Here is a 17618-nt window from a genome sequence, read left to right on the forward strand (position 1 = left end):
GACAAGGTTCTAGGGGAGTAGAAGTATGTTAACACCTGATGTGTCGTGGTATTGGTATGTGGATGAACAACGCAATTGCTTAAGCATTGCGCTGTCTGAAACATTGCATTTTGCTACGCCTTATCAGGTGAAGCAACTGATTGATATTCCAAGACGCCCCTGTCCAATTACGTTAGAACAAATGGCATTTTTTCATGAGCTGCACCAAGCTATATTGTCGGTCAATGTGTCTTACTCGGATGCCGAAATATTGCAAATGCTATTAAATGCCATGGCTGCGATGTTTTTTCATAAACATGTTGCTCAAAAAAATTGGCTATATCATGAAGCAGAAGAACCTGTACAAGGCGATGTATTTGGTTTAATTTCCACCGATCATGGCCAGACTACATGCTTAATATTCGCCGTTGAAGGGGGCTCAGCTAAAGCGATAACGCTAGATTCCTTGCACCTCACTGACGATAAATCTATCGATACATTTTCGCTTATTCGCGTTTCCACTCATCGGTTAAGCCCGGTGAGCACCCAAGTTTCGTTACGTCAACTGCGACGAGCTTAGCAATGCTGGCCCTCGAGGCTCTGAGTTAATGCTACAAATTGAGGCTAAAATACCGATTAGTTGCGGGGCGTTTGTCAATGTAAGTAAAGGATACTTATGAAAAAGATAATAACGGCACTCACGCTACTATGTGTCGCAGCAGCAAACGGAATTGTTATTCGCCATGATGTTGATGATTCAAAATATCGAGTTGATGACAACACTTTACCTCAACTCGCCACGTTCTATATAGACGGCGCACATGGGATTCTTATAGAGCCAGATTGGGTATTAAGTGCAGCTCATACTACCTTTTGCCTTCGAACTGGTTCGTTAATTTCTATAGCGGGTAGGTTGTATACCGTAGACTCTGTTTTTGTACATAAAAATTATACTCCCGTTAAGAGCCACGATATCGCTTTGATTAAATTACGTGACTCTGTTGAGGGAATTAAACCATTTTCATTGAATACAACCCAGAATGAAGAAGGTCAATCTATGTGGTTCATTGGTATGGGCGGGACCGGTAATGGCAAGACTGGGCAAACCATTGATAATGCAGAAAATAAAGGGCAGTTGCGAATCGCACAAAATGTTGTTGACTCTGCTGACGGACCATTACTGACATTTACTTTTGACAGTGAAAGTAAAGGGCTCCCTTTAGAGGGCGTATCTGGAGGAGGCGACAGTGGCAGTCCGGCTTATACTGTTAATGACCATGGCGGAACCGTATACGGTGTTAGTTCTCGAGTGGAAGGCGGAGGTATTGGACGTTACGGCGTGAAAGAGATATACAGTCGAGTATCTTATTTCTCGCAGTGGATAGCACATATTATAAATGGCGATAATGTAGATATTATTTCTTACAATGCGCTGCAATCACTTCCTGCGGGCTTAACAGAAGAGATATTACCGGCGGTTTGTAAAGAGATAGGTTTGAATAACGCTTCGTTGGTAGATTAAATAGGTTGGGTACTACTGGGTTTATGTGGCCGAAGAACACATACATCGAACAAAATGAATTTACGATAAACGGTACGGAATTAACTTAGCGGTTTACCTGTATATTTTCAGGAAAAATACCGAAAACCTGCGTATAATCCCCCCTCGTTTTTTAATCTGGATATGTATATGTACGATATTTTGGCCACCACGTCTCTTGGCTTGGATGAACTTTTGGCGAGTGAAATTAAGGCACTTTGCCCAGACGTTGAGACACGTGTAAAACCGGGGCAGGTGTTATTCACTGCTTCGCAGGCTGATGCATATCGTATTTGCTTATGGTCTAGGTTGGCCAACCGCGTACTAATAAAATTAGCCGAAGGTGATCTGGCACATCCAGACGATCTTTATAATATCGCCAGCAAAGTAAATTGGACTGCACATTTTGATGCTTCTAATACGTTTGCGGTCGATTTTATTGGCACCAATAAAGTTATCAACAATACGCAATTCGGCGCAGTGCGTGTTAAAGACGCTATTGTCGATCAATTCAATGATTTGTTTGATGAACGGCCAGATGTTGACCGTCAAACTCCAGACATACGTATCCAAGCGCGTCTAAAGCGTAACCAAATTAGTGTATATCTTGATCTTGGTGGCGGCAGTTTACATCAACGTCATTACCGCCAAGATACGGGCGCAGCACCACTTAAAGAGCACGTAGCTGCAGCAATGTTAATGCGCAGTGGGTGGGCAGAAAACCAAGAGTCGCCATTGATTGATCCCATGTGTGGTTCAGGTACGATTGTCATTGAAGCTGCGTTAATGGCAGCGAATATTGCGCCAGGCTTCATGAGAGATGCGTGGGGCTTTTCTCATTGGAAACAACATGATGAACGTTTATGGGAGTCATTGTTGGCACATGCTAAAACGTCCCAGCGAGAAGTGAATACACCGATTCGCGGTTCAGATAACGACATGCGGGTAATTAAGCTGGCTAAACAGAACGCAGACGCGGCAGGAGTTTATCATCTCGTTGATTTTTCACAAAAAGATGCCACTAAACTTCAAATTAATGATTTGAAAGAGGGGTATATTGTTTGTAACCCGCCTTACGGAGAACGTTTAGGGGAGCTAACATCTCTTTTGCCATTGTTCAAGCGCTGGGGGAATCAGTTAAAGCGTCAGTGCGTGGGCTGGAAAATGGCATTATTAACATCGAATAGAGACTTGCTCAGGCAGCTAAAACTGGTAGCCAAAAAAGACTACAAAATGATGAACGGCAGTCTTGAATGTCAGTTGGTCAATTACGTGCTTGATGAAAAAAACTGTGAGATCCGCGAAACCGAGCAAGAAGGTGATTTTGCCAACCGTTTAAAAAAGAATATTAAGCGCCTGAACAAGTGGCTTAAATCTGAAGATACCAATTGTTATCGTGTTTATGATGCTGATTTACCAGAATACAATGTGGCTATTGACCGTTACGATGATTGGGTAGTAGTGCAGGAATACGCAGCGCCGAAAAATATACCTGAGCACAAGACACGTCGTCGCCTTCACGAAGTCTTGATCGCATTACCTGACGTGTTGGGGATTGATCCGGAACATATTGCCTTAAAAGTACGTCAGCAACAAAAAGGGGGTAATCAGTATGAAAAGATTGCCTCAGAAAAACACATGATGCAGGTATTTGAGAACGGCGCAGCATTCTACGTTAACCTTAAAGACTACCTTGATACGGGACTGTTTCTTGATCACCGTATTACGCGTCAGCGCGTTAAGTCGATGGTGAAAGGTAAAGACGTGCTGAATTTGTTCTCATACACGGGCAGTGTTTCTGTGCATGCTGCACTGGGTGGTGCCAGAAGTGTGACAACGGTCGATATGTCAAAGACCTATCTAGAGTGGGCTAAACGGAACTTTAGCTTGAATAAATTGAAAGGCGCTTACGAGTTCGTACAAGCTGATTGTTTGAATTGGTTATCGGAAACAAAGCAGAAGTTCGATTTTATCTTTATCGATCCACCTTCATTTTCTAATTCAAAACGCATGGATACGACTTGGGATGTGCAACGAGATCATGTTTCATTACTCTCAGACGCAATAAACGCATTAAATCCAGGTGGTATTATTATGTTTTCGAATAACCTGAGACAATTTAAGTTAGACATAGACGCATTAACCAGCCTAGGCGTGTCAATCTCTGACATTACGAAAGAAACGATTCCTGAAGACTTTCAACGAAATCAAAAAATTCACCATTGCTGGATTTTGCAAAAAAATGACTAAACACATTGCTTTTTACTCTGGCCCTCATTGTCATTTGTGTGACGTTGCCGCTGACGTGGTGGCAGCCGTGAAAGAGAGCCAAGAATGGACATTTGAGAAAATTAACATCAAAACAGACCACCAGCTTATGCATTTGTATGGCGCGCGTATTCCAGTTTTAAAGCGAACAGATACGCAAGAGGAATTGGGTTGGCCGTTTGATGAAGTGGCATTAAGAGAGTTTTTACGTTGAGCTTATTTCAGTTAAAAAATGCGCAGCTGGCTTTTGGGCATTTCCCTTTATTAGATGGGGTTGAGTTTAATGTGCACCCTAAGGAACGCATCTGTTTGGTCGGAAGAAACGGTTGCGGCAAATCGACACTCTTAAAAGTAATTAATGGCGATATTCAGTTAGATGATGGTCAAAGACTATTGCCGTCTGAAGTCAGAATTTCGCGTCTACCACAAGATCCTCCTCAGAATATTACCTCCTCAATTTTTGATTACGTTGCAGAAGGTATGGCGGATGTGGGTGATACGTTAAAGGCCTATTTCCATCAGGCCAATGCGGTGAGTGCCGACCCCTCCGAGAAAAATCTTGCTAGGCTAGAGGCACTGCAGCACGAGCTTGAACATAAAGATGCTTGGAAATTTGAACAGCATATTCAGCAGGTACTAACAAAACTGAATCTTCAGGCCGATTTGTCGTTGGCAAGTTTATCTGGTGGCTGGCGAAGAAAAGCAGCCCTTGCACGCGCATTGGCAGGCGATCCAGATATTTTGCTGCTAGACGAGCCGACTAACCATCTCGATATCAATATGATCAAATGGCTGGAAGATAGCTTGAAAGACTATCAAGGTGCTATTGTGTTTGTTAGCCACGACCGTGCATTTATTCGAAATGTCGCCACACGCATTATCGATTTAGATCGTGGTCATTTAAGTAGTTATCCGGGTAATTACCAAACATATTTAGAGAAAAAAGCTGAAGACCTTGCCGTTGAGGCGAATGCCAATGCAGAGTTTGATAAAAAACTGAGCCAGGAAGAAACCTGGATACGTCAAGGAATCAAGGCGAGGCGCACGCGTAACGAAGGACGGGTGAGGGCGCTAAAAGCGTTAAGAGAAGAACATGCAAAGCGTAGAAAAGTGCAAGGTAAAGCGTCTATAACGCTTAATGATGCGGCAAGCTCTGGTAAACGGGTGTTCGAAGCCAAAGGGTTGTCATACGCCTATGGTGACAAACCTATCGTGAAACACCTTGATTTTGCGGTGTATCGTGGAGATAAAGTAGCATTAGTTGGACCAAATGGGTGCGGTAAAAGTACGTTGATTAAGCTTTTACTAGGTGACTTGCACGCTGATAATGGCAAAGTAGAACAGGGCACAAATTTAGAAGTCGCCTACTTTGACCAGCACCGGGAAGCCCTCGATCCAGACAAAACAGTGATTGATGTGGTTGCTGATGGTAAGCGTGAAGTCACCATCAATGGACGCTCAAAACACGTTATAAGCTATCTTCAAGACTACCTATTCACGCCTGCGAGGATCCAATCTCCCGTTAGCTCTTTGTCTGGCGGCGAGAAGAACCGTTTGCTTCTTGCGAAACTGCTGTTGCGTCCAAGTAATTTATTGATTCTTGATGAGCCAACTAATGATTTGGATGTCGAGACACTGGAATTGCTAGAAGATATTCTTTCACAATATCAAGGCACTTTGTTATTAGTGAGCCACGATCGTGAATTTGTAGATAACGTCGTAACATCAAGCTTATTTTTTGAAGGCAATGGCGTTATAAAAGAGTTTGTCGGTGGATATCAAAGTATTTACGATTGGTATAGTGAGAAAGAAAAGGCAAGTCAGGTTACACAGGAAACTTCTGATAAATCTGAGAGTCCTAAAACAAAGTCTTCTCCCCGCAAGAGCAAGAAGCTATCATACAAGCTTCAGCTAGAGTTGGATGCGCTACCAGCCAAAATAGAATCGCTGGAAGCAGAAAAAGAAGCATTAGAACAAGAAGTCAGTGAACCAGACTTTTTTAAGCAAGATCCCGCTTCATCTAACAGTAAATTGACACGATTAAGTGACATAAGCTCAGAGTTAGACTCTGCTTATTTACGATGGGATGAGCTGGAAGGAATGCAGAACGAATAAAACTAGAAGTAAACGGGATATTTAATGAAAATTAATCAGCTGTTTTTAGCGGTGTCGGTATCATTGGCTGCTATACCTATTTCTCAAGCGGCAACCTATCGTGTAGTAGAACTTCCATTGCAAACCCTTGCCAAACACAGCTTTGGTGCCGCTATCAATGAAAGCGGTGAGCAAGTGGCTAACGTCACGTTTCCATTCAACCCCTATATTGATGTGTCGCTATTGGATTTTGAAAATGGCAGTTTTGTTAGCGCGTTAACAGACGTAGAGGCTGCCAAAGCAGGAAACTTTAATGCCGATGACTTGGCTACAATATATAACTATATTCGCACTGAAAATGAGAGCGTTGTATTTCAACAGATTGGGATTAAAAGAAGTTACTATATTGAAGATAGTGCTCATGAGCTTGTGGGTTATGATATTGTCGATCCTGCAACAGGTAGCCTCACTGAAAGTAATGATGTAATTAGCTATGCAATTAATAACGCTGGTTATGTTGTTGGGCAAAGCGAAGCACCATTCAGAACACAGCCATACACGAATGAAAGTGGTCAGCAAACAAATTTCGTTATAAACGACTTTTCAAAGCGAGGATTTGTTGAAATAAATAATCAACTTATCGAGCTTCTTCCTCCTGACTTACAAAATGGGGGAATCAGTTCAGCGTTCGGTATCAATAATAATAATACCGTTGTGGGCTTTGGCTCGATTGGTGTGTCTGACATTATGTCTTCTGGGCTTGAAAATTGTGCGAATGAAGAGGAAAGAGGGGGGTTGTCTCAAGAGGCATGTAATGTTGCAATGCGTGAAGAGGCCGAAGAATCTCGATTTGAACGCAGAGCAATGGTTTGGCAGTTGGGAGATGATGGGAGCATCGTTGATACCAAAACCCTTGGCATGATTATTTCTCCTGAAGACGACAATGAAAAAGTCTATTTTAGTCGCGCCAATGCTGTGAACAATCACGGGTTAATTGTAGGGGTGTCGAGTGACTATTACCGAGGTAATGAATCTCAGCTAACTGAAATTGCCGCTGTATTTGATGGTGACACTGTAGAAGGTTTCGTTGACCACGAAGAATATTTTGGCGGCTCTGCAACAGCTGTCAACGATAACAATATTGTGGTGGGATACGGACTGAAGCAGTTCAATCGCATAACACGTAACCGTATGGTGGTTTATGACTATAATACGAAAGACGTTACTTATCCTTTAGGCTTCTTTAATAGTTCATCTACGACGCCGCGTTCAATAAACAATCTAGGGCTTGTTGTTGGTGATGCTGAAATTGAAACTGGCATAACGTCTAATCGCCGTAGGGTGGGATTTTTATACAACGTCGACGATGGTACATTCACCGATATCAATACGCTGCTTACCTGTGACTCTCCGTATACAATAGTACAAGCTAATGATATTAACGAGCGTAATGAAATTATTGGAACTGCCGAAATTTATGTTCAAGCGCGCGATATTAATGGCGACTTGATGACGAATTCAAACGATGAACCAATAATGGAAAGTAAAGTGGTTGCCGTTAAGCTTGAGCCGACCTCTGGCGAGGTTGAAAGCTGTGAGCTGCCTTCAGAGGAAACGGAGCGTAAAGGGGGCAGTTTATACTGGCTGCTACCTGTGCTTGCAGTACTTGGATTCCGCCGTAAAAAATAGAAACTTTTTCTAAGGTATTGATGAACCTCGCTGAATGCGGGGTTTTTTTATGCCTAGCGTTTCTGGCTGTATAGGAAACGGTAGGTATTATTACCCTATATTACTTAGTGTAACCAAAATGTAATATTTATAATAAAATATTGTAAGTGAAAAAAATGCGCTAATTCATTGCGTTATATCAAGTCAATGGGAAATTAAAATAAAAGCCATTGAACCTCGAGTTACGATCCTTTATCACTAGAGTGTGGTCATGCAGACCACGGTGTTAAACTTCAGAAGAGGTCCCTCAATGAAAAGACAAAAACGAGATAAACTTAATCGTGCACATGCTAAAGGTTATCAAGCTGGAATTAGTGGTCGTTCCAAAGAAAATTGTCCATTTCAAGCGCAAGAGCCGCGTTCATATTGGCTCGGGGGATGGCGTGAAGCCGTCGAGGATCGAAGTTTAGGATTAGTTAAAGGATAAAGACAGGGCCCCGAAAGGGGCTCCGATTTTTACGGCTGGTATAGGATTAGAAATTTGATGTATCTTGAAATAATCCGACTTTAAGATCATCAGCTTTGTAGATTTCTCTACCATCTACCTCTACAACACCGTCACCTAGCCCCATAAACAATTTACGTTTTATTACACGCTTCATGTGGATTTTATATGTGACTTTCTTTGCGGTGGGTAGGATTTGACCTGTAAATTTCACTTCGCCTACACCAAGCGCTCTTCCTTTGCCTGGCCCATCACTCCAGCCTAAAAAGAATCCGACCAATTGCCACATAGCGTCTAACCCCAAACAGCCCGGCATAACGGGATCACCCGGAAAGTGGCATTGGAAAAACCATAGATCAGGGTGTATGTCTAATTCAGCTTCGATGTACCCTTTGTCATACTTACCACCTTCTTCAGAGATTCTGGTAATTCTGTCCATCATTAACATATTTGGCGCGGGAAGCTGACTATTACCTGGACCGAAAAGTTCGCCACGGCTGCATGAGAGAAGTTCTTCTTTAGTAAAACAGGATTTTCTTTCTGACATAATTGTTTTGCTTATTAATTTCGAGCCGCTAATTTAGCGAACACTTGTACGCTAAACAACTCCGAACAGTGAATTATTTATGACAATAGCGTGACAGTTGAGCGTTCACATGTTTTTTATTTAGGATTGCTTGGCCTTATTTACCGCATCGAAACCATACTGCGCAATACCTGCATTGGCTACTTTAACGCCACTATCAGATATCGTAAAGTAAGAAAGATTGAGCGTATCTGTTCGTGTGGAAAGCAGGTAATCCTTTATTTCATCATCATTGAACGATTTTTTATCGAAGGTTGCTGCGAGTTGTTGACTATGGGTTAGCTCATTTAATTCGCTTAATTTAAGTGTTTGCTGCATGGTTGTTGATAAGCGTGCATCGCGATTGAGATAATCTAAGAACTGGCTTTGTTTCTCGGTGAGCTCCTCACTGGCAGTGCTTTGCCACATTCCATCTTTAAAGGCAAAATCTGGCATAGTGGCAAGATCATAGTTCTTCAGGGTATCATTGAGTTCACCAGAGACCTGCTTCATGTAGAACTCGGTCATATTGGATATTGTCGTGGCGCTGACATTCGTTTTTCCTTCGGTGACTTGCGCGACCAGCTCTTCCATACTTTTCAGGCTACTTAAGCTTGTGTTGACCGATGAAATATCGTTGGTTGGGTTAGATTTAGATTTCTGTACAATATCGTCAAGGTCATTCTTTCCGTTTCGATAGTTATCGATATATTGGAGTAGAGTTGGACGGTTAATATTGGATTGAATCATGATCTTTGACCTTGTGGGTGCTGATGTTTGCTTTAGCGCACATCAAAATAACGTATTGCTTTTATATAAACGAACTACCTGTCAAAAACTAAGCATGATTGATGCCAAGCTTCAAAACTTATGCAGAGGTGCAAAGCGCATTTTTTAAGCAATAAAAAATAAATGGTAAAATAAATGAACAAAAACGCAGAAAAACAGAAGCGTTACAGATTAAGACAAAAAGAAATTGGAAAAAAACAAGTCAGAGGTTACATCGAACCCAAGGCGATTGAGTGCTATGAGGAATTACGTGAAAAAACGGGATGGTCAGACAATGAAATCCTCTCAAACTCACTAAGAATAACGTATGCGGCTTATCGGTGCGGCCAGATTAAGCTCCTAAATGCTTGGTTGAAAGAGAATGAAAAATAAGCATTTTAGGGATTTCAACCTAATTATGGTAAATTATTTGTAACGATAATTTTACACAAGGAAACTAAAATTACCTCTTTCAACTTGAATACTTGAATTTTATCTCCTAAACAATTTGTGCGGGTAAATATATTTCCGCTATTGCACAATAATCATTAGGATAAAATCATGAAATCAAAACAAGTAAAGTTGAAGGCAGGAATCAGTGTTTCGGCACTGACGCTTATTGCGGCAAGTATGCAGGTAGCAGCATCTCATCCGGTTTTGGATGCAGTGGCTAGTGCAGATGACCAAAAAGTCACAATTGACTTTGGTAAAGACTTTCAGCAAGAGCGTTACATTGTAACCTTTAAGGACAGAGGCTCCAAAGGAGGTCACAGTGCAATAAATGGTAAGTCTTCTATGCAATCTGAAGGCGCGCAGGATGCGCTAAACAACTCCTTCTTATTGCCAAATGCTGCGGCAAGCATCGACAATGTTGTCACAAATGGTGAGCTTAATGAAGTTAACGCAAGCCGTTTGATGTCGGCAGTAGGTGCTAAGCATATAAAAACCATTAAAAAGCAGAAAATGATGGCTGTCACCATGAACAAGCTCGCCATCAACATGCTTAAATCCAACCCTTTTGTTGAGAGCGTTTCCCTCGATCCGAAACGTTACTTACAAGCACAATCAACACCTTATGGTATTACGATGGTTCAAGCACCTCTGTTGAACCAAAGTAACACAGCGGCACGTACAGCCTGTGTTATCGACACTGGATACAACCTTGGTCACCCTGATTTACCTAACCAAAGTGGCGGTGTATCAGGAAACGCAAACAACAACCAAGTTGGAAACTGGTATAACGATGGTAATGGTCACGGTACGCACGTAGCAGGTACTATTGCGGCGTTATCGAATAATGAAGGTGTTGTAGGCGTGTACCCTGGCGTGGATCTGCACATTGTAAAAATCTTTAACGACAATGGTCAGTGGACGTTTGCTTCAGACTTGATTGACGGTATTCAGCAGTGTGCTGATGCTGGTGCAGACGTGGTGAACATGAGCTTAGGTGGAGGCAGCTCTTCAACTGCTGAAGCGAATGCGATGCAAAACTTTGTGAATCAAGGTGTAATGCTCGTTGCAGCTGCGGGTAATGGCGGCAATAGCTCGTTCTCTTATCCTGCATCTTATGATGCGGTCATTTCGGTGGCAGCGGTAACATCTAGCGAGAGTCGCGCTTCGTATTCACAGTACAACAGTCAGGTTGAAATTGCTGGCCCAGGCTCAGCGGTTGAATCTACTTGGCCTACGAATACTTACAACACAATCAGCGGTACTTCAATGGCTACCCCTCATGTTGTAGGAGCTGCGGCGCTTGTGTGGAGTTTCTTCCCACAATGTACCAACGAGCAAATTCGTAATGCATTGAATGATTCCGCGAAAGACAAAGGCGCAGCAGGTCGCGACAACTTCTATGGTCATGGTATTGTTCAGGCAAAAGATGCATTTGATTACCTAACACAATACGGTTGTGACGGCGACGGTGGAGATAATGGTGGTGGTGAAGTAGAGCCCGTGAATGGTTCAGTACCTAATTTATCAGGTGGAACAGGGAGCTGGACACGCTACACGTGGGATATTCCCGCAAACGTTCAAACTATGACGTTGCGCATCGCCGGTGGTACGGGAGATGCCGACTTGTATACAAACTTCGGTTCGCAAACCACAACCAGCAATTGGAACTGTCGTCCATATCTTTACGGCAATGCAGAAGAGTGTACGTTCAGTAATCCACAAGCAGGTACTTGGCATATTGGTATTCGGGGCTACACGTCTTATAGCGGCGTAACCTTGTATTACAGCTATCAGTAAACCTCAACGCGATTTTTTGCAGTAATCGACACAGCACCTTCGGGTGCTGTTTTTTTATATTGCCTATTTTACTTGTTAAGTGATGAATTATTGCGCTATGTCATGGGACACACAGTAAAACTTAGCTAGGATAAAGATATCAATAGTTAGCAAGGAAAATGTTATGACAGATTATACTTACCGAACCATCGTTGTTGCATTAGATGTGTTTTCAGAATATGAGCAAGTGCTAAACAAAGCCTTGGCATTAGATCCAGATAAATCAAAATACCATCTTATTCACGTAACAATTCCACAAACGTTTTTTGAACCTTACGCAATTGAAGCGGGTAATGATTTTACGCTAGAAATTCAAGAAAAAGCCGAAGCCAAATTAAAAGACATCGCACAGGAACACGAATTCGGCCCATCACAGATTCATAGCCGGATCGGCAACGCAGCAGATGAAATTCATGAACTTGCAGCCTCACTCCATGCTGATTTAATTATACTTGGAACACACGGACGAAGTGGTTTAAAGCTGTTGCTAGGATCGACTGCCACGGCTGTCTTACATGGAGCAAAGTGTGATGTGCTTTCCATTAAAATTTAACGAGGAATAACGCAGGAGAAGGTAATGGTTGATTTTCAGTCTCGGTATGTGAGTCAGTTGACGAAAGAAACATTGGCAATCGTATTGGCGGGAGGGAAAGGTCAACGCCTTCATGAACTAACGAGAAAGCGTGCTAAACCTGCACTCCACTTTGGTGGGAAATTTAGATTAATCGATTTCCCACTGTCAAATAGTATTAACTCGGGTATACGTCGAATTGGTGTGTTAACACAGTATAAGTCGCACTCGCTAATGCGCCATATCATGCGTGGATGGGGAAACTTCAATCGGGATCTAGGCGAGTTTGTTGATTTGCTTCCTGCATCCCAGCAACAGTCTGAAAATTGGTATCAAGGCACTGCTGATGCATTTTATCAAAACATTCCCTTTATCGAAGCCGTTAATCCGAAATACGTTGTCGTGTTAGCGGGCGATCAGGTTTATCGTATGGATTACGGTTCTATTCTGGCAGAACACGTGGAAAATGATGCGAACCTTACCGTCGCGTGTTTGCAAGTTGATAAATCGATTGCGGCAGGGCAGTTAGGTGTAGTTGGGGTGAATCAATGCAATCAAATTGTCGATTTTGAAGAAAAACCATTACATCCTAAACCTGTGCCAGACGATCCGACACAATGCCTCGCTTCTATGGGTATTTATGTGTTTAACAAAGATTTTCTTATTCGTTGCTTGTGTAACGATGCAGGGCGAGGGGATTCTGATCATGACTTTGGAAAAAACATTATTCCTTCGTGCATTCCGAGCAATGATGTGTATGCGTTTCGGTATACCGATGACGCCACAGGCCAACAAGCCTATTGGCGAGACGTGGGAACACTGGATACATTTTGGCAAGCCAATTTAGAACTGATTTCCCCTTTACCCAGTTTAAATTTGTATGATGAAAAGTGGCCCATTTGGACGTACCAACAACAGCTACCACCAGCTAAATTTGTGTTTAACGACGAACAACGTCGGGGATACGCGGTAGATTCGATGATATCTGCTGGGTGTATTATCTCAGGGAGTAAAATTGATCAATCCGTTTTGTTTAACGGGGTAAGAATCCATTCTTATTCTGATATCCATCAATCGGTTGTGTTACCGCGTGCTGAAATTGGCAGGCATTGTCGCTTGCATAAGGTGATTGTTGATAGTCATTGCCACATACCAGCAAATACATCGATAGGGATCGACGTTGAACAAGATCGCGCGCGAGGTTTTCGTATTTCACAACACGGTGTGGTGTTAGTGACACAAGACATGTTTGAGTGACGCTGGTTTCAGTAAGAGTTTGAAAAATCGATGAAAGTAAGGTAAAAACGCCTAACAGTCATTTAGGGAATATGACATGGCAATCGGTGCAATTATGCCTTTGTGCATTTCGGGCAGTTACGGTGTCGACGATCTTAATCGTTCAGAGATTTTATTCAAATCACTTTCTGTTTTTGCCGAAAAAGGCATGTTTAATCCATTTCTTGTGGTGGTGCCTGAACATGAAGTGAATATTGTCAAATCATTTTATGGTGATAAATGGGCGCACTTGCATGTAGAAGTGGTATCTGAAGAAGCGCTAGTTCCAGAATTGGCCTCTCATCAATCGGTGCGAGGTTGGCGTAAACAGCAGCTTATAAAATTGGCGGCACCCAGACGATTGGATAACCCTTTTTATATTACTTTTGATGCTGATGTAATCTGCCTAAAACCGCTAACGTTGGATAAACTTATTATTAATGGGAGAGCAGTTCTTCAATACGAGGCCCGAGCCCAGCATCCCAAATGGTGGAAATCTTCGGCGCGTATATTACAGATGGATCCTCTGGTGGGTGAGCCTGATGTGGGAATGCATATTACGCCAGCTGTTTTATCTCGCGATTTGGCTTTATCTGTCACACAAGAAATTTCTAAGCTTGAAGGACAAAACTGGGTGCATGCTTTATGTTCATTACATTACCCCAAAAATCCTAAAAACTGGACGATTGGTCGCTATCTCAAAAATAAATGGACGGAATATTCGCTGTATTACATGAATGCGTTAAAGCAAGGGCGCTTTCAGGATTACCATATCATTGCAGGAAGAGATGTAACCCAATTGTTAATAGTGCATGATTCACATCCTTTTGAGCAATGGAAGCCAGAAAAAAACTTTAGTCAGTCTTGTCCTGGCATGTTTTGTGTGGTGGGGAGCAAGTCCTTTTTATCGCCAGAGACAGTGTGGCAGACGATTTCTCCCTTTATACCGTTCGATGAAAGCGATGTGCTCCGAAAATCTTGATATGATGGGTTATGCGTAACTTTTCGTGAAGTGTTTCCTTATTGATAAAAAATAATATATATCAATGTTTTATGCTGATTCGTGTCGATTTTTTAACACTGGAACGTTTTGCCAATCCCATTTCTTTTCTCGTTTCATATTCGAGTTGCATCTATCGATATAAGAAAATATTTTACCTGTATTTTCATGTTACTTTTCGGCTATTAACATGAATAAATCAGAGATGAGTAGCGCAGTTTTACTTACTTCCCTTAATATTCACAAAAATAAATATTAATCAAACTTGTTGCGCCATTCCGACAATGCGCACTTGATTATGTTAAATAAATGTTATTAATTGATTAGGAGGGTGATGGTGACGAAGGTGATAATTACATCACCACATACAGTCAGCCTATCAGAGAAAGTTTGTCGGTAACTGCACGAAGGGCTGAGTAAACAGGAGAACAGAATGATTGTTTTAAACACACAAACCATGAGCGCTTCAAAGTCGCTGGCTGTGAGCAGGGCGACGCTTGCAATGACATTGCTTGTTGCAGCAAATACTATGGCATTCGAGAATCAAGTTTTAACTACAAATGACAGCGTTGTCATAGGCAAAGAACGATATCGAGTAAATGACAAGCTATCTGATACGCAGTTAGTTGATGATGGCTTATTGTCCGAAACGTCCGGTATTTCCCCTCGTTTTTCTAGACCTCGCATGGAAAGATATGACAGCGTTGTCATAGGTGGTGATAAAACGAAGCTGGATGATACAGACGGTAAACCTCGTAGCGTGCAATCTGCCTGCAAACCCGTTGGTTTAACCCAATCGATAGGCACACATTCCAATTATTGTGATGTGTATAATGCGCACGGAAGGGAAAGGTTAGGCGCTGGACATTCCCGTCGTATCATTGGCTATTTCACAAGCTGGCGAACAGGCAAAAACCAACAACCTGCCTACTTGGTATCAGATATCCCATGGGAGAAAGTGACGCATATCAACTATGCGTTTGCTCATATTAATGAGAATAACCAGCTTTCGGTAGGCGATACACAAAGTCCAACTAACGCTGCTACTAGAATACATTGGCCTAATGTTGATGGCGCAGAAATGGATCCCGCATACTCTTATCAAGGCCACTTCAATCTATTGAATAAATATAAAAAACAGTATCCACACGTTAAATCGCTGATTTCTGTTGGTGGCTGGGCAGAGACAGGGGGATACATTAATGAATCGGGTGTGAGGATCAGCAGTGGTGGCTTCTACACCATGACAACAAACCCTGATGGCAGTATTAACCAACAAGGTATTACTACATTTGTTGATAGTGCAGTGACGTTTATTCGCCAATATGGGTTCGATGGCGTCGACATTGACTATGAATATCCGACATCAATGGAAAATGCTGGCCACCCAGATGATTTTGACATAGCGAATCCACTTCGGCCTTATTTAAATCGCTCTTACCAAGCATTAATGAAAGCGCTGCGTGAAGGGCTGGATAAAGCGGGCCAAGAAGATGATACCCATTATTTACTCACCATTGCTGCGCCTTCTTCTGGTTATTTACTGCGGGGCATGGAGACCTTTCAGGTTGCTCAATATTTAGATTTTATCAATATCATGTCATACGACCTTCACGGTGCATGGAACGCGCATGTCGGTCATCAGGCTGCACTATATGATTCAGGCAACGATTCTGAATTAGCTCGGTGGAACGTATATAACACGCCAGAGTTTCAGGGAATTGGTTACCTCAATACGGATTGGGCCGTTGCCTATTTTCGCGGTGCCGTTGCCGCAGGCCGAATAAATATCGGTATTCCTTATTACACGCGTGGTTTTCGCGATGTTCAGGGCGGTGAGCATGGGTTGTGGGGTCAAGCTCCGTTACCTGACCAAAATCAGTGCCCAAAGGGAACGGGGATAGGAGAGAATAATCCATGTGGAAATGGTGCGATAGGTATCGATAATCTTTGGCATGATAATGATCTACTGGGTAACGAAGTAGCCGCGGGGTCGAACCCACTTTGGCATACTAAAAATCTTGAAGCTCAGATTTTTCCCTCCTACGCACCGCGATATGGGCTCACACCAGACACCGATCCCAATGATCAATTGATCGGTCAGTATCAGGCGCATTACGATCCGGTCTCTGTCGCTAGCTGGCTTTGGAATCCGCAAAAAAACGTGTTTCTGTCACGAGAAACGGAGCAAAGCGTGTCTACAAAAGTTGATTACGTGATCGATCAAGGCATTGGTGGTGTCATGATATGGGAGTTGGCCGGTGATTATGATTATTACCCTGACAAACAGGAGTATTTTTTCGGTGATACCTTAACGACGTTAATTCACAGTCAATTTGCACAGCGTGATTCGGCGTATTCAGTTAAACCCGGTCGGCAAGATTTTCCTGTGCCCGATTCTGCCGTTGATGTTTCGTTTTCCGTCAATGATATGCCTGTAGGTGATGCTAATTATCCCATAGCTCCCACGTTTGTGTTCACGAATCATTCAGATATTGATTTATCTGGTGGAACGATCTCCTTCGATATGCCGGTATCCACATCGGCCGTGTTTCGCGCCAACTGGAATGCAAATGAGAAGTTAGGGTTTAACGTAGTGATTGATGGCGGCAATACAAGCGGCAATAACATAGGCGGGTTTCATCAAAGCTTTCATCGATTTTCGATTTCGCTAGTGAATGAATGGGGCGGACAAATCAAATCATTTAAGTCAGGTGAGACTATTCACATTCAACCCATGTATTACTTACCGGTTTCAGGGCCGATTAATTTTACTGTTGAGGTTGATGAACATAGTTATGCCTTGAAAGCTGAGTATCCCACTTTACCTGACGCAGTGCCTCCAAGTGATGATGGGAATCCGCCAAACAGCGAATGTGATGACATTGATGCATCTGCTGTTTCCGAGTATCCCAACTGGCCACGCTTAGATTGGCAAGGCAACCCTAGTCATGCGATTACTGGTGATTTACTGCGCCATACGAACACGATTTACCGAGCCAAATGGTGGACCAATGCAATGCCCAGCACATCTAATGCCTGGGCGGAAGTTTGTTCGCTTTAATGTTAATTGATCTAAGGCAACAGTGCGCTGTC

Annotated in this window: 15 protein-coding genes; 13 read left to right on the forward strand and 2 right to left on the reverse strand. The window is 42.7% G+C overall.

The window, feature by feature from the left end:
- Positions 1–25: 25 nt before the first annotated feature.
- From OE749_RS05545 to rmf, 7 genes are all read left to right on the forward strand, one after another.
- Positions 26–559: a cell division protein ZapC gene (locus OE749_RS05545; protein ID WP_263711356.1), complete on the forward strand. Its 534-nt coding sequence runs from the start codon at positions 26–28 to the stop codon at positions 557–559.
- Positions 560–655: 96 nt separating this feature from the next.
- Positions 656–1501, forward strand: a complete 846-nt coding sequence (locus OE749_RS05550; protein ID WP_263711357.1) for a trypsin-like serine protease — start codon at positions 656–658, stop codon at positions 1499–1501.
- Positions 1502–1669: 168 nt separating this feature from the next.
- Positions 1670–3769 carry a bifunctional 23S rRNA (guanine(2069)-N(7))-methyltransferase RlmK/23S rRNA (guanine(2445)-N(2))-methyltransferase RlmL gene (gene rlmKL / locus OE749_RS05555; protein ID WP_263711358.1) on the forward strand — a complete coding sequence of 700 codons (2100 nt, stop codon included), beginning with the start codon at positions 1670–1672 and terminating at the stop codon, positions 3767–3769.
- A complete protein-coding gene (locus OE749_RS05560; protein WP_263711359.1) occupies positions 3762–4001 on the forward strand; it encodes a glutaredoxin family protein in 240 nt (79 codons plus the stop codon). Before rlmKL ends, OE749_RS05560 begins: the two co-directional genes overlap by 8 nt.
- Positions 3998–5902, forward strand: coding sequence for an ATP-binding cassette ATPase Uup (uup, locus tag OE749_RS05565; RefSeq protein WP_263711360.1), 1905 nt, complete (start codon positions 3998–4000; stop codon positions 5900–5902). The genes OE749_RS05560 and uup overlap by 4 nt, the downstream gene beginning before the upstream one ends.
- 24 nt (positions 5903–5926) lie before the next feature.
- Complete coding sequence (locus tag OE749_RS05570; protein WP_263711362.1) at positions 5927–7570, forward strand: DUF3466 family protein; 1644 nt, start codon at positions 5927–5929, stop codon at positions 7568–7570.
- Positions 7571–7859: 289 nt separating this feature from the next.
- Positions 7860–8036: a ribosome modulation factor gene (gene rmf, locus OE749_RS05575; protein ID WP_263711363.1), complete on the forward strand. Its 177-nt coding sequence runs from the start codon at positions 7860–7862 to the stop codon at positions 8034–8036.
- Between the two features lie 46 nt (positions 8037–8082).
- Here rmf and fabA read toward each other — a convergent pair whose 3' ends face one another.
- Both fabA and OE749_RS05585 read right to left on the reverse strand, forming a co-directional pair.
- Positions 8083–8601 carry a 3-hydroxyacyl-[acyl-carrier-protein] dehydratase FabA gene (gene fabA, locus OE749_RS05580; RefSeq protein ID WP_263711364.1) on the reverse strand — a complete coding sequence of 173 codons (519 nt, stop codon included), beginning with the start codon at positions 8599–8601 and terminating at the stop codon, positions 8083–8085.
- A 120-nt stretch (positions 8602–8721) separates the two neighbouring features.
- Positions 8722–9369: a hypothetical protein gene (locus OE749_RS05585; RefSeq protein WP_263711366.1), complete on the reverse strand. Its 648-nt coding sequence runs from the start codon at positions 9367–9369 to the stop codon at positions 8722–8724.
- A gap of 174 nt (positions 9370–9543) precedes the next feature.
- Here OE749_RS05585 and OE749_RS05590 point away from each other — a divergent pair, with 174 nt between their 5' ends.
- The 6 genes from OE749_RS05590 to OE749_RS05615 all read left to right on the forward strand — a co-directional run bounded on the left by OE749_RS05590 (position 9544) and on the right by OE749_RS05615 (position 17586).
- On the forward strand, positions 9544–9780 hold the full coding sequence (locus tag OE749_RS05590) for a hypothetical protein (RefSeq protein WP_263711367.1): 237 nt from the start codon (positions 9544–9546) through the stop codon (positions 9778–9780).
- Between the two features lie 168 nt (positions 9781–9948).
- Positions 9949–11637 carry a S8 family serine peptidase gene (locus OE749_RS05595; RefSeq protein WP_404828131.1) on the forward strand — a complete coding sequence of 563 codons (1689 nt, stop codon included), beginning with the start codon at positions 9949–9951 and terminating at the stop codon, positions 11635–11637.
- 163 nt (positions 11638–11800) lie between these two features.
- The gene (locus tag OE749_RS05600) at positions 11801–12229 is read left to right on the forward strand and encodes a universal stress protein (RefSeq protein WP_263711368.1); all 429 of its coding nucleotides are present in this window, start codon (positions 11801–11803) and stop codon (positions 12227–12229) included.
- Between the two features lie 24 nt (positions 12230–12253).
- A complete protein-coding gene (glgC, locus tag OE749_RS05605) occupies positions 12254–13504 on the forward strand; it encodes a glucose-1-phosphate adenylyltransferase (protein ID WP_263711369.1) in 1251 nt (416 codons plus the stop codon).
- Positions 13505–13580: 76 nt separating this feature from the next.
- Positions 13581–14504, forward strand: coding sequence for a DUF6492 family protein (locus OE749_RS05610; RefSeq protein WP_263711370.1), 924 nt, complete (start codon positions 13581–13583; stop codon positions 14502–14504).
- A 451-nt stretch (positions 14505–14955) separates the two neighbouring features.
- Complete coding sequence (locus OE749_RS05615; protein WP_263711371.1) at positions 14956–17586, forward strand: glycosyl hydrolase family 18 protein; 2631 nt, start codon at positions 14956–14958, stop codon at positions 17584–17586.
- The last annotated feature ends 32 nt before the right edge of the window (positions 17587–17618 follow it).

Origin of the sequence: Fluctibacter corallii (assembly GCF_025751585.1) — a bacterium.
GTDB classification, from domain to species: Bacteria; Pseudomonadota; Gammaproteobacteria; order Enterobacterales; family Alteromonadaceae; genus Fluctibacter_A; species Fluctibacter_A corallii.